The organism is Mycobacterium shunyiense, from assembly GCF_058270035.1.
Map to the genome: position 1 here is coordinate 35,154 of NZ_JBZDPT010000005.1, position 20,734 is coordinate 55,887.

The following is a 20,734-nucleotide window of genomic DNA, read 5'->3' on the forward strand; positions in this document are numbered from 1 at the left end:
CCTGGGGCAATGTCCCGCCGCTGAGGTAGCGGCACCCAAGGCAGGGGTTTATTACCGAAGTTGTCGGGCAACCGAATGTGGCTGGCTGTCCAGCGCCGCCAGGACGTGCCTGTTCAATCGGCCCAGCCGAGTGGGATCCAATCCTGTTGGGAACTAGTGTAATTGGGCGCGGGAGGGTCGCGCTCAGGAGGTCGGGGAATGGCAAGGGGTAATCGGCTGGAGACAATGCTGGATCGTCACCGGCCCAGCAATGTTCTGCGCGAACACGTCGACCAACAGCAGTTCGGCGGCGGCATTCCCCAAGTGCCTGCCCGGTTTCCGTCGATACGGTTCGGAAGACGCTGGCTCAGTGCGTTATGGCTGGTACCGATCGGGGCCGCCGCGCTGATCGTCGTCATTGCGGTAGCCCAACAACTTCGTCAGTACGACTGGATGCAGAACTTCATCGCGCGCTATCCGGGTACGTCATCGACCTTTGTGGGGCCGGTACGCGGCGGATTTCCCGCCTGGCTGCGCTGGCAACACTTCTTCAACATCATGTTCATGATGTTCATCCTCCGATCGGGGCTGCAGATCCTGGCCGATCATCCGAGGCTGTATCTGAACTCGGGCTGCCGTCCGGGCAGTGAGTGGATGCGGATGCGGATGGAAGTACCTCCCGACCGGATGGACAAGAGTGTTCCGCCGCGAGTGTGGACCTCCAAGGACGATGCAGTGGCCCTGCCGAAATGGCTTGGGATACCCGGTTTTCGCCATTCTGTCGGCCTGGCCCGCTGGTGGCACCTCAGCTTCGATCTACTCTGGCTCGTCAACGGTGCCCTGTTCTATGTGCTGCTGTTCAGCACCGGGCAATGGCAGCGGATCGTGCCCCGTTCGTGGGACGTCTTCCCCAATGCACTGTCGACCGCGGTGCAGTACGCCTCGCTGCAATTCCCGGACAACGAGGGGTTCATCGCCTATAACGGCCTGCAAATCCTGGCCTACTTCATCACGGTGTTCATCGCCGCACCACTGGCCTTCGCCACCGGCCTGCTGCAAGCACCCGCGGTCGCCGCCCGCTTCGGCACAGCTCGGGGGCCGCTCAACCGCCAGGTCGCGCGCACCGTGCATTTCGGTGTCTGGCTGTGGATGGTCAACTTCATCGCCGCCCACGTCACCATGGTGATGACCACCGGCGCAGTGGAAAACCTCAACCACATGGCCTTGGGCACCGATACCCACTCGTACTGGGCACTGGCGATATTCGGCCTGGCCGCCGCGGTGGTGATCACGCTGTGGCTGGCCGCATCGCCGCTGACAATTCGTTATCCCCGGCTCGTGCAGAACACTGGTCGGTTCGTCGTCGGCTGGGCCAAAGCCTGGATGGAGCGCGTACACCCCCGAGCGTCCTACACAGACAAGGACATCTCGCCCTACCTGTGGGCCAACGGCACGCTGCCCGACTCCGAGCACTACCGCAGGTTGCGCGACGAGAACTGGGAGCACTATCAGCTGCCCATCGACGGTTTGGTGGCCACTCCCCTTCAGCTCTCCTATGCCGGATTGCTGGCTTTGCCCAAACACGAACAGATCACCGGGCACTACTGCATTCAGGGCTGGTCGGGAGTGGCCAAATGGGGCGGGGTCGAATGGCCGACATTCTGTCGATGGTGCAGCCCCCCCCGAGGCTCGATGGGTGGTGTTCTACTCGTTCGCCAACGGTGCAGAACCCGGCCACGGGCGTTACTACGACTGCCACCGCATCGAGCACATGCGTGAACCGATGGCGCTGTTGGCCTATGAGATGAACGGACAACCGCTCAGCGAAACCCATGGCGCGCCGCTCCGCCTGCGCAACGAGTTGGAACTCGGCTTCAAACAAGTCAAATGGATCACCGCCATCGAGTTCGTCGCGGATTTCCGTGCCATCGGATGGGGACAGGGCGGCTACAACGAAGACCACGAATACTATGGCTACCGCATGCCCATATAGATCGATGGATGACAACGGTCGGCAGAGAGGGGCTGCTATGCCTGACAGATTCAATGTCGGTGACCACGTGACGTGGAACTCGGAAGCCGGGCACGTCTCCGGCACGGTGGCCAAGGTCCACACGCAGGATTTCCAGTACAAGGGCCACACCCATCGGGCCTCGACCGACGATCCACAGTACGAGATCAAAAGCGACAAGACCGACCACGTCGCCGCTCACAAAGGCGGCGCCCTGCGACTCGTCGATGAGTGAACCCGTCTTCACGATCGGACACTCCACCCGAACGTTCGCCGAGTTCGCGGGGTTGCTCCGCCACAGCGGCGTCCAATTGATCGTCGATGTCCGGAAGCTGCCAGGCTCCACTCGATATCCGCAGTTCGATCAGGACTCGCTGTCGGCGTCGCTCGGCGATGCGGGAATCGGCTATCAGTACGCGCCGGGATTGACCGGCCGCCGTACCGTCAGCACCGAAGTGCCGTTCGCGGTCAACGCATGGTGGAAGAACCGCAGCTTCCACAACTATGCCGACTACGCGATGTCCGAGGACTTCCGGCGCGCCCTCGATGAGTTACGCGAGTGGAGACGCACCTCACGGATCGCCGTGATGTGCTCGGAGGCAGTGTGGTGGCGCTGCCACCGGCGGATCATCGCCGATCATCTGCTCTCCCACAACGAGACGGTGTGTCACATCATGGGCCCGGGACATGTCGAGACGGCGCAACTCAGCGTCGGCGCCGTCATCGGGCCTGCCGACACAGTCACCTATCCAGCCGCCGGAGAACGACCATGACCAGGCGAGAAGCTCTCAACGAGGCAGTACGCGCGGTGCTGGACGACATCGAGCCGGGATTCGTCGCGACCTATGGCGACGTCGGCCGGCGATTGGGCATCTCGCCACGACAAGCTGGACAGGAAGTGAGCAGAGTGCCTGACGATGTTCCGTGGTGGCGCGTCGTGCGTGCGGATGGCGAACCGGCAGCCTGCCGCGATGGTCGCGCTGTGGTGTTGCTCAAGTCCGAAGGGGTTGCGTTCCAGGGCGGACGCGTCGACCTGGCCCGGGCCCGGTATCCGTGGGACGCTTCACGCGTCGTGGACCATGCTGATCACCACGACCCTTCCGCGTAGAGGTCGGGTCACGCAGGCGCCGTAGGTTTTTGGCTCTCGTTCGACCCGCTGCGTTTGCGATCCGATGCAGCCGGGTACCAGGTAACTCCCGGCGCGCAGCCGCCGCGCCGTCCCGTGCGGGCCGCGGTGTGGCGCTGACAGCCCCAACTCTCTCTACGCTTGGAGTGTCCGATGCCCCCTTCACGAAATCGAGACCAGAAATCCCCCGCCCCCGTCGGACCCGCGGGGGTCGCCGAAGGTTTTCTCGGACAGGCGGACTCACGAGCACAGACCGGACGGTATCTGACCACGGCGCAGGGCGTACGCATCCCAGACACCGATCACTCACTCAAGGCCGGTCGCCGCGGCCCCACCCTGATGGAGGACTTCCACCTCCGCGAGAAGATCACCCACTTCGACCACGAACGTATTCCGGAGCGGGTGGTGCACGCCCGCGGAGCGGCCGCACACGGCACATTCGAGGCCTACGGCAATGCCGCCGGCGTCACCAAAGCGGACTTTCTGGGCAAGAAGGGCAAGAAGACCGAGGTCTTCTGCCGGTTCTCCACCGTGCTGGGCTCGCGCGGTTCGGCCGACACCGTACGTGACACCCGCGGGTTCGCGGTGAAGTTCTACACCGACGAGGGAAACTTCGACCTGGTCGGCAACAACATGCCGGTGTTTTTCATCCAGGACGGCATCAAGTTCCCTGACATCATCCACGCCGGCAAACCGCATCCAGATCGCGAGATCCCACAGGCGCAGTCGGCGCACGACACCTTCTGGGACTTCGTGTCGCTGCACACCGAAGCCACCCACCACGTGTTCTGGAACATGAGCGACCGCGGCATCCCGCGTTCCTTCCGGACCATGGAAGGATTCGGCGTACACACCTTCCGACTGGTCAACGCCAAGGGCGAAACCAGCCTGGTGAAGTTCCACTGGAAGCCCATCGCCGGGGTGCACTCGCTGGTCTGGGAAGAAGCGCAGATCACCGCCGGGGTGGATCCGGACTTTCACCGGCGCGACATGGCCGACGGCATCGAGGCCGGTGCTCCACTGGAATACGAACTCGGCATCCAGGTGATGCCCGACGACGGCACGGACGCGTTTCAGGGCATCGACCTGTTGGACCCGACCAAGATCGTGCCCGAGGAGCTGGTTCCGGTGCAGCTGATCGGCAAGCTCACGCTGGACCGCAACCCCACCAACTTCTTCGCCGAGACCGAGCAGGTGGCATTCCACACTGGCAACCTGGTGCCCGGCATCGAGGTCACCAACGATCCGCTGATGCAGGCTCGGCTCTTCTCTTACCTGGACACCCAGCTCACCCGCCTGGGCGGGCCGAACTTCACCCAGCTGCCGATCAACCGGCCGCACTGCCCGGTGAACGACATGCTGCGCGACGGCATGCATCAGACCGCCGTGCACACCGGCCAGGCGCCCTACCGGCCCAACAGCATCGACGGTGGGGAACCGTTGGTCGCCGACGCCGAGGAAGGCGGCTACGTCCCGACGCCGCGGGTCGTGGACGGCCCGGTAGAGCGGGCACAGCCGGCGTCGTTCGACGATCACTTCAGCCAGGCGGCGATGTTCTACCGCAGCCTGACCAAGATCGAGCAGGACCACGTCGCAGATGCGTTCACTTTCGAACTCGGCAAGTGCTTCGAGCAGTCCATCAAAGAACGCGAACTGCAGGTGCTCGCCAACGTCGACACCGAACTGTGCCAGAAAGTGGCCGCCGGTCTGGGTCTGCCTGCGCCGAAGGGCAACCCGCCCAAGGACGTTCTGATCTCACCGGCGTTGTCCCAGATCGTCACCGAGCCTGGTCCCGTCGCGGGGCGCAAGGTCGCGGTAATCGCTGATGCGAATTCAGATCTGGCCGGAATCGCCACGCTGACAAAGTCTCTGGACAAACTGGGTGTGCAGGCGTTGGTCGTCGCCCCGCACGGCGGCACCCTCAAATCAGGGCGGCGTTCGGTGGTGGTGGAACGCACGTTCGCCACCGCCCGCTCGATCGAATTCGACGCAGCCGTCGTGGCGGCGGGCACGGCACCGACCACGGACATCCGGGCCATCGTGTTGTTGCAGGAACTGCTGCGACACTGCAAGGCACTGGGCGCCTGGGGCGACGGAGTTGCGCAACTCGATGCCGCGGGGATCGACCGCACCTTGCCCGGAGTGTTGCTGGCCGGTGAGGCAGACAAGACGTTCACCACCGAACTCGTCGCCGCCCTCGGCCTGCACCGGGTCTGGGACCGCGCCGATGTGGTCACCGCTTCTGCCATTCCACCGTCGAAACCCGCTCTCCCGCCCGCGGTCTCGGGTAAACGGTCTGCCGCCAAGAAGGCGACTCGGCGCGCCCGCGCAAAGTAGGACACCGACGCTCGGCTGAGATCAACAGCGTTTGAACAGCGGCGATAGCGGGCATTAACCACGGGCAGTGTTGACCCCTTCACCGTTGAGAGGCCGATGTGACAACCGCATACAACCCGGAGCTCCACCCGATCAGCACGATTGTCGTGGCAGATGGTGTCTATGCCCCACAAGAAGATTCTCAACTGTTGATCGATGTGATGGAAGAAGCCGGCCTGGCAGTCGGCCGGACCGTTGCGGATCTGTGCACCGGCAGCGGCGTGGTGGCGATCAACGCCGCGGCCCAGGGAGCGTCGGCCGTCGCGGCCTTCGACATCTGCCAGCGTGCGGTGCGGTGCGCCCGGTCCAATGCCTTGGCGCACGATGTCGCCGTCGACGTGCATCTGGGATCCTGGGCCCGGGCCGCCGAGTTCGGGCCTTTCGACCTGATCACCTGCAACCCACCGTACGTTCCACATGACCCGGACAACGCGGCGCCGACGGGAGTGACCGGTCAGGCGCGCGCGTGGGATGCCGGTGAGGACGGGCGAATGATTCTGGACCCGCTGTGCGCCGCGGCGCCCGACCTGCTCGCCGACGGCGGCAGCCTACTGCTGGTCCAATCGGAATTCGCCAACCCCCGTAAGACTTTGGCGGATCTGTCCGCTGCCGGCCTGGACGCCGATATCGTTGCCTGGCAGTGGGTTCCGTTCGGCCCGGTGTTGTCGTCCCGCGCGGACTGGCTCGAAGAAACCGGGCGTCTTGAACCCGGCCGACGCGAGGAGGAACTGCTGGTGATCCGCGCGGACAAGCCATGAGTGACGCCGACCGCCGCACTGTGCGGCCGGTGCAAGGGGGCCCTGTGATGGTGCAGGGCCCCGTTCGAATCGAGATGCCTGATGGCACGGTGGTGGGCTCCGACCGCTTCATGGTGGCTATTTGCGCGTGCCGGCGCAGCAAGGATTATCCGCTGTGCGACACCAGCCACCGGCGCCGGCGATGACTCAGCTCAGCGGACAGCGCAGCGAGGACTGACCTTTGGCCCATCGACCCATCATGTGATCGGCCAGCCGGTCCTCAACCAGAGCGTGGGCTCGAATCCCGAACACCACATCCGCCTCGAGGTCGGGCTCGCGGGCCAACAGATCACCCACCACGTCGGTGCGGACCACCTGTTCGTGCACGGCATCGGCTTCTACATGTTCTGCGTAGAACCCAACGCACTCCTGCGGAGCACCAAGGCGCTCCAAGGCCTCCACCAGCCGCCGCGAACCCGGTGAGGAGGTGATTTCAGTTGAGGCGAAGTGCCCGACCGCCGCACCGCGCAGCTTGCGATGCAGACCGAACAGGGACATCAGATTCACCGCCGCCAGCGATTCGGCCGGCACATTGCCGATGTAGCCGAGGTAGCTCGAATCCAAGCCGGCGGCGCACATCAGGTCGGCGAACAACTGCTGGTGCAGCCGCGGCCCGCGGCCGCCGCCGAACTCATCGAATTCCACCGCGACGAAGGACGCTTTGGCCTGGCCTGTCAGCCGCGGGATGGCCCAGGCGTGCGGATCACCTTCTTTGAGGTGATACAGCGAGCGGTGCACGAAGTATTCGCGCATCTGCTCCCAGGTTCCCTTGTCGCGCAGGTGATATGACAGGCCTTCACCGTCGACCGGCTCGATCGAGATCTTCTCCATCTCGGCCGGCGCGGTGTCTCCGGGGTGAACCTCACCGACGCCACGCCGCACTTCCGTCAGGAACTCCCGCTCCAACTTCCCACGCAAGTGCAGCAGACCGGCATCCCACTCCCAGCCAGGGTCCACGCCGGCGAAGCCGCGGTAATGCAGCTCGTAGCAGACATAGAGCGCCAGGTGTAGGTCGAGACCGCAGGGGTCGGAATCGGCCAGCGACGCCTCGACGCGAGACAGCTGGTTACAGGGCGCCCGCTCCCCCAACAACCTGATGACCGCAGCCGACAACGGACCACGGGGGTCTGGCAGCGTGGGCTCGTTAAGGATTGGCGCAGACGTCACGGCGGTATACCTACCCAGAAGAGCGGCGGAGTAATCGGGATGCTCGGGCGGTTGCCGGGCGGGCGGCGGAACATCGACGAAATCGCCGACAGCAGTGTGAACCCCGTCGCAGCCGAAAGGGCAGCCGTTTACTGCGAGGCCATTTGGGCAATCCTGCTGCCGCTTGGAGAGGCCGAGGCCTCGTGGAACCCGCCAAACACCAGGAACGGAAGGCAAGCATGACCGAGAAGAACTCAGGTCCTGAAGAAGGCATCAAGGCCGTCGTCGAGGATGTCAAGGGCAAGGCCAAGGAAGCTGTAGGTACCGTGACCGGTCGCGACGATCTGATTCGCGAGGGCAAAGCTCAGCAAGACAAGGCCGACGCTCAAAAGGACGTCGCGAAGAAGGAGGCCGAGGCGGAGTCGGCACGGGCCGGAGCCAAGGCGGCCGAGAAGCGGCAAGAGGCTTACCAGCGACCGTAACCGGGCGTGTTTGAAGAGATAGCCCAGCCCCCTGCGGGTTGGGCTATCTCTCGTCGGGAGGCCAGTGCGGCCTCCTTCTGGCTCAGAACCAGACCCAACTGCCGATTGTGCTTACGGAAGGCCGGTCGTCACGGAGCTTGACGAGTTGCCGATCAAGCTTGTCTGTCGATCAATGCCAAGAGCTTGAGAGGCGCGGCAGCGACGAGGACCGCGAGGAGAGCCGAGAGTGCCAACCCCAAGAACGCTGCCGTGAGCGTTAGATATATGGCAGTTTGCAGCCGCTCTAGAACACCACTCATGAAGCAACCTTTACGGACGAACTGACGCTCTTGCGGTACGCTCTCGTCGCGCACAACGCAGACCTTAGGCCGCGCGCCGACGGGGCCGGAGTTACGTTATGTAACGAACTCGCCGGAATCATTGACACTCTGACACCTCGGTCAAGCGAACTGCGCGTGGGTCGTACGCACTGGCTGTCGCCAGCCTGATCGCCGCCGCGTCCGTCATGCTCGTGCGAAAGCGATCGGTCGACGTCACCGACTACCTTTTCCCCGAGCCTGCACTGGCCGACATCGACCCGCCCTGAAGGTTATCGGGGAGACACCATTGCCGACGTCATCGGCCGCTGCCCTTCCGCAAGAGCTGGCGCTCCCCCTCGGACAACCCACCCCACACTCCGAACGGTTCGACAATCTCCAACGCGTGGGCTCGACACTGCGCCAGGACAGGACAGTTTCGGCACAACGCTTTGGCCCGCAGTTCACGTTCAGCCCGTGCACGGCCGCGTTCACCCTCGGGCGAGAAGAAGACCGAAGAGTCCACACCTCGACAACGCGCACCCATCTGCCAATCCCAATGATCCACATTCGGACCCGGCAGCTGCTGCGGCAATTGCATTGTCAACTCCTAACCAAGAGGGGCAACCAGACCCTCAGACCAGTTCCCGTGCGCGCTACTGCGACACCACATTGCGTAGCGGCTCACCGCGATCGAGCCGGCCGATGTTGGCGGCGATCTCCGCGGCCCGGCTTCCGAACGTGTCGGTGGTGACGCCCGACGAATGCGGCGTCATAAGCACATTGGCCAGTTCGCCGAACGGCAGCTCACTCGGCACCCCTTGCCCACCGGGACCGGGATATCGGTACCAGACGTCGATGGCGGCAGCCCGGATCCAGCCCTCCAACAGCGCGTCGTAGAGCGGGCGCTCGGCCACCAGGGGCCCGCGCCCGACATTGACCAGCACGCCGTCGGCGCCCAGCGCCCGAAGCTGCTCGGCGCCGATCATCCCTTCGGTCGCCGCGGTGAGCGGCGCCGACACCACGACCACGTCGGACTCCGTCATGAGCCGGTTCAGCGCGGAGGTGTCACCCGCCCAGGACAGGCCGTGGGCCGCGCTGTCGACCCGACCCGATCCGGTCACCGCGGCCCCGGTCGAGCCGAGGCCGCGGAACAATTCCCAGACGCGCCTGCCGATGTGGCCGAAACCGACCAGCCCGATGCGGGCAGCTCCGATCGCGGGCAACTGCGGCAGGTTGGCGTCGTAAACCGAGGTGGCCCAGACCCCCCTGCGCAGCGCCCGGTCCTGCGCCAGGAAATCGCGGCGCAGCAACACCGCGGCCGCGAGCACGTACTCCGCGATGGAGCGTTCATGGTGGAAGGTGTTGGCTACCAGGGCCTCTGGCCGCAGCGCGGCGAAGTCGATCTTCTCGGTCCCTGCCCCGGCGACGTGCACGAGGCGCAGTTTCTCGGCGACGGACGCCATCTCGGCGGTGAACCGGCCACCCACGAGCACGTCGGCGTCCCGCAGGTCTTCGATGCCGCCGTTCCAGACCACCTCGGCACTCGACGGTAACGCTGCTTCGAAGCGATCGCGGTGCACGAGAATATTCGGTTCGATGACGACGATCTTCATGTCAACCCCGTTGCAGTGCAGGTCGTTTGCTGTCGAACTTCCAGCCCGGGATCAGGTACTGCATGGCCACCGCATCGTCGCGGGCGCCCAATCGGTTCGCCAGATAGAGCTCGTGCGCCGCGGCGACCCGCTCCTCGTCGAGCTCCACGCCGAGCCCCGGGGTCTCGGGCACGTCGAGGTAGCCGTCGACAATTCGATAGGGCGCCTTGGTGATCCGCTGACCGTCCTGCCAGATCCAATGCGTGTCGATGGCCGTGATGTCGCCCGGCGCGGCCGCGGCCACATGGGTGAACATGGCCAGGGACACGTCGAAGTGGTTGTTGGAGTGCGAACCCCAGGTCAAGCCCCAGGCGTCGCAGAGCTGCGCCACCCGCACCGAGCCGTTCATCGTCCAGAAGTGGGGGTCGGCCAGCGGGATGTCGACGGCACCGGCCCGGATCGCGTGCCCCATCTCGCGCCAGTCGGTGGCGATCATGTTGGTGGCGGTCGGTAGGCCGGTGGCCCGTTTGAACTCGGCCATCACCTCACGCCCCGAGAACGTGCCTTCGGGTCCGACCGGGTCCTCGGCGTAGGCCAACACGTCGGTGAGCCCGCGGCAGGTCTGGATCGCGTCCGCCAGCAGCCAGCCGCCGTTGGGGTCCAGGGTGATCCGCGCATCCGGGAATCGTTCGGCCAGTGCGGTGACGGCCTTGGCCTCGTCGGCCGCGGGCAGCACTCCACCCTTGAGCTTGAAATCGTGGAATCCGTAGCGGTCGCGCGCGGCCTCGGCGAGTCGCACCACGGCTTCGGGTGAGAGCGCCTCGTCGTGTCGGATGCGCAGCCAGGCGTCGGCGTCGGCCGGCTCGTCCGCCGCGGACTGGTACGGCAGATCGGTGCGGTTGCGGTCCCCCACGAAGAACAGGTAGCCCAGCGCCCGCACCCGAGCGCGCTGTTGACCGTCGCCCAGCAGTGCGGCGACCGGGACGCCCAGGTGCTTGCCGAGCAGGTCCAGCAGCGCGGACTCCACGGCGGTGACGGCGTGCACCATGACCCGCAGATCGAAGGTCTGTGCGCCACGTCCCGCGCTGTCGCGGCCGGCGAACTCGCGGCGGATGCTCCCCAGGATGGCGTGGTAGCCACCGAGCGAGCGGCCCACCACCAGTGGCCTCGCGTCGTCCAGAGTTCTCCGGATGGCCTCGCCGCCCGGCACCTCCCCCACCCCGGTGTTCCCGTCGGAATCCTTGAGGATCAACAGGTTTCTGGTGAAGAACGGGCCGTGGGCGCCGCTGAGGTTGAGCAGCATGCTGTCGTGGCCGGCGATCGGTATCACGATCAACTCGGTTACGACCGGGGTCGAGTTCTGTGCACTCATCGGTACTCCAATCTGGTGGGCAAACTCATGCGAACCACTTGTCCCCGTTGGCAACCGGGCGGACCACCCGAGACACCTTGTCGCACACCAGGCGCAGGGCGTCGACGATCTCGCGCTCGCGTTCCGGTGTGAGTCGCGACAGCGGGACCGACGCGCTGATCGCGTCCTGCGCTGGATGCCGGTAGCGCAGGGTGACCGCGAAACACTTGATACCCTGCGTGTTTTCCTCGTCGTCGGTGGCATAGCCCCGAACCCGGACCTCGTCGAGAGCCGCGTCGAGAGCGGTCCGGTCGGTGAACGTGCGGGGAGTCAGCGGTGCCAGCGCGTCCGGGATATGCGAATCCAGTTCGGCACCGAACCGCTCGGCGAGCAGCGCCTTGCCGAGTGCGGTGGCATAGGCCGGCAACCGGCGGCCCACCTTGTTGGCGGTGCGTACATACTGGCGGGATTCCCGGGTGGCCAGGTAGACGACGTCGTGACCGTCGAGCCGGGCGAGATGGAACGTCTCGTCGAGCTGACCGCGGAGGTCTTCGAGGAACGGCGCGATCATCGGCAGGTACGGGTCGGCATCGAGGTAGCTGGTTCCCACCAGCAGGGCCCGCATGCCGATGCTGTACTGCGTGCCCGCATCGTCGGACCTCACCCAGCCCTGCCCCACCAGCGTGCGAAGCAGCGCATGCGCGGAACTGCGCGGCATCTCAAGTGCCGTACAGATTTCCCTGATACGCACGGGCTGATCGGGTCGAGCCGCCAGGAACTCCAGCAGCTCGACCGTGCGCACCGCGGATTTCACCTTGCGCACCGAAACACTGTCCTCGGTAGTCACTTCAGCCTCCCATCAACTGACGGACGATCAGCACCACGGCGCCGATGGTGGATATCGCGATGGCCGCCCACCGCTGACGCTGCCGATCCAGATGCCGGTTGACCCACCGCGACAACGCATAGCCGACGACACACGCCGGGACGAGCATCGCGAACACCACGACAGTGTGGTGATCAACGGAACCGGTGAGCGCGAGCAGCACGAGCGACAGGGCCGAGCCGACGAGGAAAAATCCGCTCATCGTGCCGCGCAACCGGGCTCCGGTGTTGTTCTGCCACACCAGTGCCATCGGCGGACCACCGATGGAGGTCGCGGTACCGAGCAAGCCCGAGGTAGCGCCGGCCAGCACCAGATTCCGTCGATGGGGCGTGGGGATCCAGCCCATGCTCGTCAGCGCCACGCCGCCGAGCACCACCGCGGCCAACGCATACGCCAGCATCTCCTTCGGCATCACCACCAGCAGCAGTGCCCCGGCCACGGTGCCGGGAACCCGTCCGGCCAGGGCCCATCCGGTTCCGGCGAGATCGATGTCCTCGCGTTCGCGGATCACCACCATGAGCGTCACCATCGTGGCGAGCATGATGAGGGTGCCCGGGATCAGCCCAGGGTCCACGATCGCCACGATCGGCGCCGCCAGCATGCCCATGCCGAATCCGATGGAGGCCTGCATGCATGACGCCAGCACGATGGCGGCGGCGACGATCCCGTAACCGGCGATGGTCACGCCGGCACCGAAACCGGCACCGCCGGTTCCAACGGGTGATGGCATTCGGATATATGACCGTCGACGTCCGGGGCAGCGGTAGCCGTCGGCGCTTGCGCCGCGCAGATCTCGGTGGCCTTCGGACACCGGGTCCGGAAGCGGCAGCCCGACGGCGGATTCAGCGGTGACGGTACCTCGCCCTTCAGCAGGATCCGGTTGTTGCGCTGGGCCGCATCGAGTTTCGGCGCTGCCGACATCAAGGCAGCGGTGTAGGGGTGCCGAGGATTCTGGTAGACGTCCTCGGTGCGGCCGCTCTCGATCATGTGGCCCAGATACATCACCGTGACGCGGTCGGCGACGTGGCGGACCACCGACAGGTCGTGCGAGATGAAGATGTAGGAGATACCGAGTTCCTGCTGTAGATCGTTCAGCAGATTGAGCACCTGGGCCTGGACCGAGAGGTCGAGTGCCGATACCGGTTCGTCGCAGATGATGACGTCGGGATTGAGTGCCAACGCCCGTGCGATACCGATGCGTTGCCGTTGTCCGCCGGAGAACTCCTGCGGGTACTTGCCCGCGGCCTTGGCGCCCAGGCCGACCATGTCGAGCAGGCCTCGCACCCGCATCTCCCGGTCCTTGCGGTTCGGGTGCAGGGTCTTATGAGTGCGCCAGGGCTCGGCGATGATGTCGCCCGCGGTCATGCGGGAGTTGAGCGACGCGTAGGGATCCTGGAACACCATCTGGACTCGGCGCCGGAACTTCAGCAGGTCGGCGCCCCGCAGGCGGAATGGGTCGATGCCGTCGAAGGTCACGCTGCCCGAATCCGGGCGCTCGAGCATCATCAGGGTCCGCGCCAGGGTGGACTTGCCGCACCCGGATTCGCCGACCAGGCCGAGTGTTTCGCCACGTCCCAGGTCGAGGTTGATGCCGTCGAGCGCGGCGAGCTGTTTCTTGCCCACCCGGAACGACTTGCGCAGATCACGGACCGTGAGCAGGTTTTCAGACATCTGCTGCTTCTCCTTCTCGGGTGCCGGCCTCAACCTCATCGGCGAAGTGGCAGGCGCTACGCCGGCTGCCGCCCTCGAGCGCGGGCCTGTTTGTCACGCAGATGTCCCGGGCCAACGGGCAGCGGTCCTGGTAGACACAGCCGGCCGGGATCGAGTGCAGATCGGGCGGGGCACCGCCGATGGACTTGAGGGTCTCGCCGCGGACCGCGCTCACCGGGACGGAGTCGAGCAGCCCCTTGGTGTAGGGGTGCCTGGGGTTGGCGAAAACCTCTGCCACCGGTCCGGTTTCGACAACCTGGCCGGCGTACATGACCGCGACGCTATCGGCTTCCTCTGCCACCAGCGCCAGGTCGTGGGTGATCAGGACGACGGCCATGTCGTACTCGGTGCGCAGGCTCTTGAGCAGCGCCATGATCTGTGCTTGCACGGTGACGTCGAGTGCGGTGGTCGGTTCGTCGGCGATCAGCACCCGCGGGTTCAACGCGACAGCCATCGCGATCAGCAGCCGCTGCCTCATCCCGCCGGAGAACTGGTGCGGATAGGACTTCATCCGCTCCTCCGGCTGCGGGATACCCACCCGCGCCATCAGTTCCACCGCTTTGCGCTTGGCGTCCTTGGCATTCATCCCGTGGTGGATGCGGAACGGCTCGGCCAACTGCGTGCCGACGGTGTAGAGCGGGTTGAGTGCGGTGAGCGCATCCTGGAACACGATGGCCAACTCGGGTCCGGCCAGTTTGCGCCGGGTCTTGCGGTCGGCGGCGAGGATGTCCACGTCGGCCAGCGTCGCGGTACCGTCGACCACCTCCGCGACCGGCTCGAGCAGCCCGACCAGCGCGGTGGCGGTCATCGATTTGCCGCAACCTGATTCGCCCAGCAGGGCCAGGGTCTGACCGCGGTGCGCCGCGAAGCTGACATGGTCGACGGCGCGCACCGTTCCGGTGATGGTGCGGATGTCGACAGTGAGCCCGTCCACCACCAGTGCGGGATCTCTGTCGGCGTGCTCGGACCTGGCCGGCTGTTCCATGACACTGCTTCTCGACTGGGAGGTCATCCGAGGGCCTTTCCGGACTTGGTGAAGCGGGACAGTCGTTTCTGCGGGACTGTGAGCCGCCAGCGCTGGCCGGGATCAGTCGCGATCCGGGCCCAGGCGGCCAGGATGGTGGCCGAGACCGTGGTGATGACGATGGCCAGCCCGGGGAAGAACGAGAGCCACCATGCGGTGTGAAGGTACGTGCGGCCCTGCGAAACCATCAGGCCCCAGCTGACATCCGGCGGCTGGATGCCGATACCCAGGAAGCTGAGCGAGGATTCGGCCAACATGACGTAGCAGAAGTCCAGAGTGGCCACGGTCAGCAGGGTGGGCAGAACGATCGGCACCACATGCCGCACGATGATGGAACGTCCGCTGGCCCCGAACGTGCGGGCCGCGTCGACGAATACCCGGCTGGACAGTTCGGCCGACTCGGCCCGAGCCGTGCGCAGGTACACCGGGATGCGGGTGATCGCCAGCACCGCAACGATATTGGCCGCGCTGGGAGAGAACACGTAGAGAACCACCACGGCCAGCAACAGCGAAGGGAAGCTCATGATGACGTCGGCCACCCGCATGGCCAGCGTTTCCCGCCAGCCGCGGTAATAGCCGGCCCACATCCCGATCAGCGAACCGACGACCGCCGAGATCACCACGGCGGGGATGGCCACCGACAATGTGGTGCGGCAAGCGACGATCAGCCGGGCCAGCATGCTGCGTCCCAGCGGGTCGGTGCCGAGCACGTTGGCCCAGCCGTGGGCGAGGGTGAACGGCGCCTGATTCGAGTTGTCCAGGTCGATATGGGTGGCGAGGTTGCCGACCAGCATGGGCCCGAACACCGCGGTGAGGACCACCAGGCCGAGCACCACGGCAGCCGCGGCGGCCACCCGGTCGTTGACCAGCAACCGGAGCCACACCGAGCGCCTCCGCGTCGGTTCGGCCTCCGGTTCGCCGACGATCGCGGTGGTGGGTTTGACTGGTACCAGGTCGATTTGCGTGCTCACGATTCGTACCCCTAGACCTTTGCCGGTTCCCGCACACGTGCGTCCAGCAGCGCGTAGCAGGCGTCGATGATGATGTTCAGCACGAAGATGCTCACCGCCGTGAGCAGGACGGCCGCCTGCAGGACCGCGAAGTCGCGCTGCAGGATCGCGTCGATCATGAGCTTGCCGATGCCGGGCCAGCCGAAGATGGCCTCCACCACCACAGCGCCGTTGATCAGGCCGACCGCGAGATCGCCCGCCACCGTCAGCGCGGGTGCGGCGGCGTTGCGCAGCGCGTGGTGGCTGACCACCCTGAGATCGCCGGCACCCTTGCTCCGGGCCAGCCGGATGTAGGGCGCCGAAAGTGCCGAGACCATGGCGCCTCGGACCACCTGGGTGAGCACGCCGAGGGGACGGATCATCAGGGTGGCGATCGGCAGGATCCAGGACAGCATGCCGTCGTCGGTGCCCGAGGTGGGCAGCCATCCCATCAGCACGGAGAACAGCCACACCCCGGTGATGGCGAACCAGAAATCGGGAATGCTGGCCGCGGTCATCGACAGCAGGCTGGAGAACCGGTCGGCCAGTGAGTTGGGCCGGTAGGCGGCCCAGCAGCCGACGATGACCGCGCCGATGATCGCCAGGAGCATGGTGACGAAGGCCAGTTGCAGCGTGGCCGGGAACGCCCGCAGCGCCATCGCCGACGCGGATTCTCCTGTGCGCAACGAGGTTCCGAAGTCGAGGTGGATCACGCCCTTGAAGTAGTCCACCAACTGGGTGAACAACGGCTGATCGAACCCGTGCTGGTGGGCGAACGCTGCACGCTGGTCGGCGGTGGCGGACTCGGGCAGGTACAGGTTGGTCGGATCGCCGGTGAGCCGGGCGAGCAGGAACACGCCGAGCAGCACGACGATCAACGGAATGGTGCTGGTGTACATCCGGCGACGGAGGAAGGGGAACATCGGGCTCAGCTCCTGTCGGTACGGTCGATCGCGGCGGGCGTCATCTCCGAAAGCCGCATCTCGTCGCCGGTGGCGGAGTTGGGCGTGTAGTCCACGCGCGGGGACTTGCCGAGAATGCCTTTCATGTGGGCGATGTAGGCGAACTGCATGATCTGCTGCGGCTCTTCGGCGAACAGTTTGGCGAACGCGTCCTGGCGGGCCTGGCCGGTAAGGGCTTCGGCGGCGCGGATCTTGCCGTCGAATTCCGGTGTGCCGTAGGCGCTCTGCGGCCCCTCGGAGAGCATGTACTGGTCCATGGTGAAGGCGGCATCGCCCGCCTGGTTGCCGTGCATGATCATCAGCAGGTAGGGCCCGGTGTCCGCGGGGAACGGGCGCAGTTGGTACTGCAATTGGCCTGCGGTGTCCATCATCTCGATCTTGACGTTGAGACCGATCTCGGCGAATTCACTCTGCAGCACCTCGATGGTCTCGGAGATCTTCGGGAACTGAGCGGTGCGGCCGATCAGCCGGATCTGGCGGTCCACGGGTACCCCGTCCGCCTTTGCCTCGGCGATGAGCGCCTTGGCCTTGTCGAGATCGTGGGGCCACAGCGGCAGTTGGTCGTTGTACCCGACGACACCCGACGGGATCAGCTGGGAGGCCGGCTCCCCGAGTCCTCGGAACAGAGCTCTGACGATGCCGGTCCGGTTGACGGAGTAGTTGATGGCCTGCCGGACCCGGATGTCGTCGAGCGGCGCTTCTCCCGCCTGCATGCGCAGCGCGGTGGTCTCGTTGTTCTGGAACGGAACTCCACGGTCGCCGGCGCCGTCCTCGGGGCCGAGAGAGGTGGCGATGTCGGCCTCGTCGTTGGTGATCATGGCGGCGCGCACGCTGCCCTCGCTGCGCCACTGGTATTCGGCGCGGGCGAAGGCCGGCTTGGCACCCCAGTAGCGGTCGTTGCGCTTGAGCAGCAGTTTCTGGCCGTACTCCCAGTCGGCGATCGCATACGGGCCGGTGCCGATGGGCTCGCGCACCTTCTCGGTGGTGCTGGTTCCTGACGGCACGATCTCCACGAACGAGATCCGCAGCGGCAGAATCGGATCCGGCTTCGGTGTGCCGATGACGACCGTGTTGTCGTCAGGCGCGGTGACGACGAGCTTGTCGTCGCCGAACACGTAGCCGTCGACGTTGCACTGCAGATCGGAGTTGACCGCCCGGTCGATGGAGAAGGCGGCGTCCTTGGCGGTGAAGGGCGCACCGTCGGAGAACGTGACACCTCTGCGGATGTCGAATGCCCATTGGTCGGGCGCGGTTTGGCGCCAAGCGGTGGACAGCAGCGGCTGCAGGTCGCCGGTATCGGGATCGCGCTCGATGAGCGGTTCGGTGATGTTGGACCGCACCACGATGCCGGTCGACGTCAACGAGCTCTCGCAGGGTTCCAGCGTCGGCGGCTCCTGGGAGATGACGATCCGCAAGGTGTCCGGGTCGTAGCCGCCGTGCGCGGTGTTGGCGACGGTGCACCCCGCGGTGAGCGCGCAGGCGGCCAGAGCGACTGCCGGAGCGGCGAGAACTCGCCTCATGGATCCTCCAGGGTGTGATGTCCACGTATGTAGATGCTGGTTGTGACCGCAGACACACGCTAAGAACGGCTCACTCCGCCCGTCAACCCGCCGAAATCGGGAGAAATAGCGCTGATGGAGCGCGCTGAACAGCGGGCAAGGTCACCCTAAAAGCGGTTCTGAACTGGGGTTCCGACCAAAAACGGGGCTGACCGATACGTCCGCAGCAATGCCGCGGGGAGAATTATGCAGCTTGCGTATCAACCCATGCTATTTCCGTGTTGGACGGGTATTTGCACGCAGGCTTACCGTAGCTGCATCCCGACCGAGGAGTACGTGTGCCCGAATCCGATTCCAGCCGCCGCGTCCTGCAGGTGGGTCCGCTCAAGCCTTCACTCGCCGAGACACTGCGGACCAGCTACGACGCCCAGGTTTTGCCCGGCGGCCCTGAACGCGCGACATTCCTCGCCGAGCACGGCGCCACGATCGCCGCGGTGGTGACCTCGGGGCGCACCGGCGTCGACGCCGAGCTGATGGCGGCACTGCCCAATCTGGGTGCGGTGGTCAACTTCGGGGTCGGCTATGACACCACGGACATCGAGGCGGCCGCGGCGCGAAACGTCGTGGTCAGCAACACCCCCGACGTGCTCAGTGACTGTGTGGCCGACACTGCCGTCGGATTGCTGATCGACACGATGCGGCAGTTCTCGGCCGCCGACCGATACCTGCGGGCCGGCCGCTGGGTGGCGGAAGGCAATTACCCACTGACCCACAAGGTTTCGGGAGCCCGGGTCGGCATCATCGGCCTCGGCCGCATCGGGCAGGCGATCGCCACCCGGCTGGTCGCGTTCGGTTGCACGATCAGCTATCACAACCGGCGTGAGGTCGCGGGCAGCCCTTACGAATACGTCACGTCCGCCATCGAGCTCGCCAGGCAGGTCGACGTCCTTATCGTCGCCGCCGCAGGCGGCAGCGGGACACGGCACCTGGTCGACCGGGATGTGCTCGACGCGCTCGGGCCCGACGGCTACCTGATCAACATCGCCCGCGGCAGCGTCGTGGACGAGGAAGCCCTCGTCGAGGCGCTGAGCGAAGGCAGGCTGGCAGGTGCTGGACTCGACGTGTTCACCGACGAGCCGAACGTGCCCGAGGCACTGCTGTCGTTGGACACCGTGGTGCTGCTGCCCCACGTCGGAAGTGGAACCGTCGAGACCCGGGCCGCCATGGAGGCGCTGACCCTGGCCAACTTGGACAAGTTCCTGGAGTCCGGCGAGCTCGTCACGCCGGTGCCCATGCCGGCTCCTGCCGCACGTAGCTAACCGACGAAATCCTCGACGAGATCGTCGGTGGTCCACTCACGCGGCGGCAGGACGTCTCGCAGCAGCCGCAGCAGCGCAGGGTTTGTGCTGTCCCCGCGCCAGACGGCGTCCAGTTCGACCGGACGCTCCCGGAACGCGCCGATCGAGCGGAACACCACCCCTTCTGGATGCAGGGTGGCCGTGGATGCGGGCACGAGCGCGATGCCGATCCCGGAGCGGACCAGCACCAGCATCGTGTGCACCTGGGTGACGTACTGGACATAGCGGGGCGTGGCGCCGGCGATCGTGAACGTGCTGATCAGCAGCTCGTTGAAGTACCGGGCCTGCACCGGTGAGTACATCACCATGTCCTGGCCGTCGAGATCGTTGAGCGTGAGCTGACGGCGCACCTCGACCAGCGGATGCGCGGCCGGCAGTGCGGCGATGAGCTGTTCATGCAGCAGCGGCCGGGATACCAGGCCGGGCCGTTTGAGCGGTGGCCGCGCCATCCCGAGATCCAGTTCACCGGTCATCAGCGCCTCGATCTGAGCTGCGGTGACCATTTCGCGCAGATCGAGTTTCACGTCGGGCATCTGTTGCCGCGCGGCCTCGAACAACCTGGGTAGCACCGGGTGCGCCGACGCCGCAGTGAATCCGATCACCACGGTACCGAGATCGCCTGCAGGAACGCGCTTTACGTTGAGCGCCGCACCTTCGGCCAATTGCAGGATGCGTCGCGCGTCGGGCAGGAATGCCACTCCAGCCGGCGTGAGGGTGACCGACCGAGTGGTGCGGTCGATCAGATGCACCCCGAGTTCGCTCTCCAACTGCTGGATCTGGCGGCTCAGCGGCGGCTGTGTCATGTGCAGTCGTTCGGCGGCCCGCCCGAAGTGCAGTTCCTCCGCGACGGCGATGAAGCACGACAGCCTCGACAGCGAGAACACCGGTGCAGCCTATCGCCGGTAGGCCTACATCAATGCCTGAACCGCATGAATGGACGACAGCGATGGCCTGGCGGTGCACTAATTGCACGCCGTTGTCCGCCTGGCGAGCGACAGTTCAGCGACAATCGAAAAACATGGCCAGCCAGCTGATATACGAGTTTTATCGAACATGTGTGCTACTCCTCATGTTCTTGTGGGTAGTTGAGGGTTCAGGCCGCCGAGGCAGAGGTAGATCATTGAGGTCAGTGCTTTGGCGGAGTGGT

22 protein-coding genes are annotated in these 20,734 nt (G+C 65.6%); 10 read left to right on the forward strand and 12 right to left on the reverse strand.

Annotated elements, in window-relative coordinates:
- The first annotated feature begins 198 nt into the window (after nucleotides 1-198).
- The 8 genes from AC4ELS_RS06220 (at nucleotide 199) to AC4ELS_RS06255 (ending at nucleotide 6,435) form a co-directional block, all read left to right on the forward strand.
- Complete coding sequence (locus tag AC4ELS_RS06220; RefSeq protein ID WP_499046400.1) at nucleotides 199-1,758, forward strand: molybdopterin-dependent oxidoreductase; 1,560 nt, start codon at nucleotides 199-201, stop codon at nucleotides 1,756-1,758.
- Entirely contained in the window at nucleotides 1,679-1,972 is a 294-nt protein-coding gene (locus AC4ELS_RS06225) for a molybdopterin-dependent oxidoreductase (RefSeq protein WP_499046410.1), read from the forward strand. Before AC4ELS_RS06220 ends, AC4ELS_RS06225 begins: the two co-directional genes overlap by 80 nt.
- A 37-nt stretch (nucleotides 1,973-2,009) precedes the next feature.
- Nucleotides 2,010-2,225 (forward strand): hypervirulence associated TUDOR domain-containing protein, encoded by a 216-nt coding sequence (locus tag AC4ELS_RS06230; RefSeq protein ID WP_499046402.1) that lies wholly within the window; start codon nucleotides 2,010-2,012, stop codon nucleotides 2,223-2,225.
- Entirely contained in the window at nucleotides 2,218-2,763 is a 546-nt protein-coding gene (locus tag AC4ELS_RS06235; RefSeq protein WP_064958350.1) for a DUF488 domain-containing protein, read from the forward strand. Before AC4ELS_RS06230 ends, AC4ELS_RS06235 begins: the two co-directional genes overlap by 8 nt.
- Nucleotides 2,760-3,098 carry an MGMT family protein gene (locus AC4ELS_RS06240; RefSeq protein WP_448445044.1) on the forward strand — a complete coding sequence of 113 codons (339 nt, stop codon included), beginning with the start codon at nucleotides 2,760-2,762 and terminating at the stop codon, nucleotides 3,096-3,098. Before AC4ELS_RS06235 ends, AC4ELS_RS06240 begins: the two co-directional genes overlap by 4 nt.
- Nucleotides 3,099-3,269: 171 nt before the next feature.
- On the forward strand, nucleotides 3,270-5,453 hold the full coding sequence (locus tag AC4ELS_RS06245) for a catalase (RefSeq protein WP_499046405.1): 2,184 nt from the start codon (nucleotides 3,270-3,272) through the stop codon (nucleotides 5,451-5,453).
- Between the two features lie 98 nt (nucleotides 5,454-5,551).
- Nucleotides 5,552-6,250 (forward strand): HemK2/MTQ2 family protein methyltransferase, encoded by a 699-nt coding sequence (locus AC4ELS_RS06250; protein ID WP_448445040.1) that lies wholly within the window; start codon nucleotides 5,552-5,554, stop codon nucleotides 6,248-6,250.
- Nucleotides 6,247-6,435 carry a CDGSH iron-sulfur domain-containing protein gene (locus AC4ELS_RS06255; RefSeq protein ID WP_448445038.1) on the forward strand — a complete coding sequence of 63 codons (189 nt, stop codon included), beginning with the start codon at nucleotides 6,247-6,249 and terminating at the stop codon, nucleotides 6,433-6,435. Before AC4ELS_RS06250 ends, AC4ELS_RS06255 begins: the two co-directional genes overlap by 4 nt.
- 1 nt (nucleotide 6,436) lies before the next feature.
- On the opposite strand, the gene AC4ELS_RS06260 is transcribed toward AC4ELS_RS06255, so the two are convergent.
- The gene (locus AC4ELS_RS06260) at nucleotides 6,437-7,456 is read right to left on the reverse strand and encodes an iron-containing redox enzyme family protein (RefSeq protein ID WP_448445036.1); all 1,020 of its coding nucleotides are present in this window, start codon (nucleotides 7,454-7,456) and stop codon (nucleotides 6,437-6,439) included.
- A gap of 218 nt (nucleotides 7,457-7,674) precedes the next feature.
- On the opposite strand from AC4ELS_RS06260, the gene mbp1 reads away from it, so the two are divergent.
- Nucleotides 7,675-7,917 carry a microaggregate-binding protein 1 gene (gene mbp1, locus AC4ELS_RS06265; RefSeq protein ID WP_064883428.1) on the forward strand — a complete coding sequence of 81 codons (243 nt, stop codon included), beginning with the start codon at nucleotides 7,675-7,677 and terminating at the stop codon, nucleotides 7,915-7,917.
- 615 nt (nucleotides 7,918-8,532) lie between these two features.
- Here mbp1 and AC4ELS_RS06270 read toward each other — a convergent pair.
- Genes AC4ELS_RS06270 through AC4ELS_RS06315 form a run of 10 tightly spaced genes read right to left on the reverse strand, consistent with a single transcriptional unit; the run spans nucleotide 8,533 to nucleotide 18,250 of the window.
- The gene (locus AC4ELS_RS06270; RefSeq protein ID WP_082941700.1) at nucleotides 8,533-8,814 is read right to left on the reverse strand and encodes a WhiB family transcriptional regulator; all 282 of its coding nucleotides are present in this window, start codon (nucleotides 8,812-8,814) and stop codon (nucleotides 8,533-8,535) included.
- Between the two features lie 55 nt (nucleotides 8,815-8,869).
- Nucleotides 8,870-9,829 carry a 2-hydroxyacid dehydrogenase gene (locus AC4ELS_RS06275; protein ID WP_448445033.1) on the reverse strand — a complete coding sequence of 320 codons (960 nt, stop codon included), beginning with the start codon at nucleotides 9,827-9,829 and terminating at the stop codon, nucleotides 8,870-8,872.
- A 1-nt stretch (nucleotide 9,830) separates the two neighbouring features.
- Nucleotides 9,831-11,180 (reverse strand): enolase C-terminal domain-like protein, encoded by a 1,350-nt coding sequence (locus AC4ELS_RS06280; RefSeq protein ID WP_448445031.1) that lies wholly within the window; start codon nucleotides 11,178-11,180, stop codon nucleotides 9,831-9,833.
- 25 nt (nucleotides 11,181-11,205) lie between these two features.
- Nucleotides 11,206-12,006, reverse strand: a complete 801-nt coding sequence (locus AC4ELS_RS06285) for an IclR family transcriptional regulator (RefSeq protein WP_064883312.1) — start codon at nucleotides 12,004-12,006, stop codon at nucleotides 11,206-11,208.
- A 1-nt stretch (nucleotide 12,007) separates the two neighbouring features.
- Entirely contained in the window at nucleotides 12,008-12,730 is a 723-nt protein-coding gene (locus tag AC4ELS_RS06290) for a sulfite exporter TauE/SafE family protein (RefSeq protein ID WP_064883426.1), read from the reverse strand.
- Nucleotides 12,727-13,716, reverse strand: a complete 990-nt coding sequence (locus AC4ELS_RS06295; protein WP_064883310.1) for an ABC transporter ATP-binding protein — start codon at nucleotides 13,714-13,716, stop codon at nucleotides 12,727-12,729. Before AC4ELS_RS06295 ends, AC4ELS_RS06290 begins: the two co-directional genes overlap by 4 nt.
- Nucleotides 13,709-14,740, reverse strand: a complete 1,032-nt coding sequence (locus AC4ELS_RS06300; RefSeq protein WP_448445027.1) for an ABC transporter ATP-binding protein — start codon at nucleotides 14,738-14,740, stop codon at nucleotides 13,709-13,711. Before AC4ELS_RS06300 ends, AC4ELS_RS06295 begins: the two co-directional genes overlap by 8 nt.
- Nucleotides 14,741-14,763: 23 nt before the next feature.
- The gene (locus AC4ELS_RS06305) at nucleotides 14,764-15,750 is read right to left on the reverse strand and encodes an ABC transporter permease (protein ID WP_448445025.1); all 987 of its coding nucleotides are present in this window, start codon (nucleotides 15,748-15,750) and stop codon (nucleotides 14,764-14,766) included.
- An 11-nt stretch (nucleotides 15,751-15,761) separates the two neighbouring features.
- Nucleotides 15,762-16,691, reverse strand: coding sequence for an ABC transporter permease (locus AC4ELS_RS06310; RefSeq protein WP_064883304.1), 930 nt, complete (start codon nucleotides 16,689-16,691; stop codon nucleotides 15,762-15,764).
- A 5-nt stretch (nucleotides 16,692-16,696) separates the two neighbouring features.
- Nucleotides 16,697-18,250: an ABC transporter substrate-binding protein gene (locus AC4ELS_RS06315; RefSeq protein ID WP_499046408.1), complete on the reverse strand. Its 1,554-nt coding sequence runs from the start codon at nucleotides 18,248-18,250 to the stop codon at nucleotides 16,697-16,699.
- A 317-nt stretch (nucleotides 18,251-18,567) separates the two neighbouring features.
- Between AC4ELS_RS06315 and AC4ELS_RS06320 the strand changes: the two genes are divergently transcribed.
- Nucleotides 18,568-19,548 (forward strand): 2-hydroxyacid dehydrogenase, encoded by a 981-nt coding sequence (locus AC4ELS_RS06320; protein WP_090517279.1) that lies wholly within the window; start codon nucleotides 18,568-18,570, stop codon nucleotides 19,546-19,548.
- Here AC4ELS_RS06320 and AC4ELS_RS06325 read toward each other — a convergent pair.
- Nucleotides 19,545-20,471 carry a LysR family transcriptional regulator gene (locus tag AC4ELS_RS06325; protein ID WP_064883298.1) on the reverse strand — a complete coding sequence of 309 codons (927 nt, stop codon included), beginning with the start codon at nucleotides 20,469-20,471 and terminating at the stop codon, nucleotides 19,545-19,547. The genes AC4ELS_RS06320 and AC4ELS_RS06325 overlap by 4 nt on opposite strands.
- Between the last annotated feature and the right edge of the window lie 263 nt (nucleotides 20,472-20,734).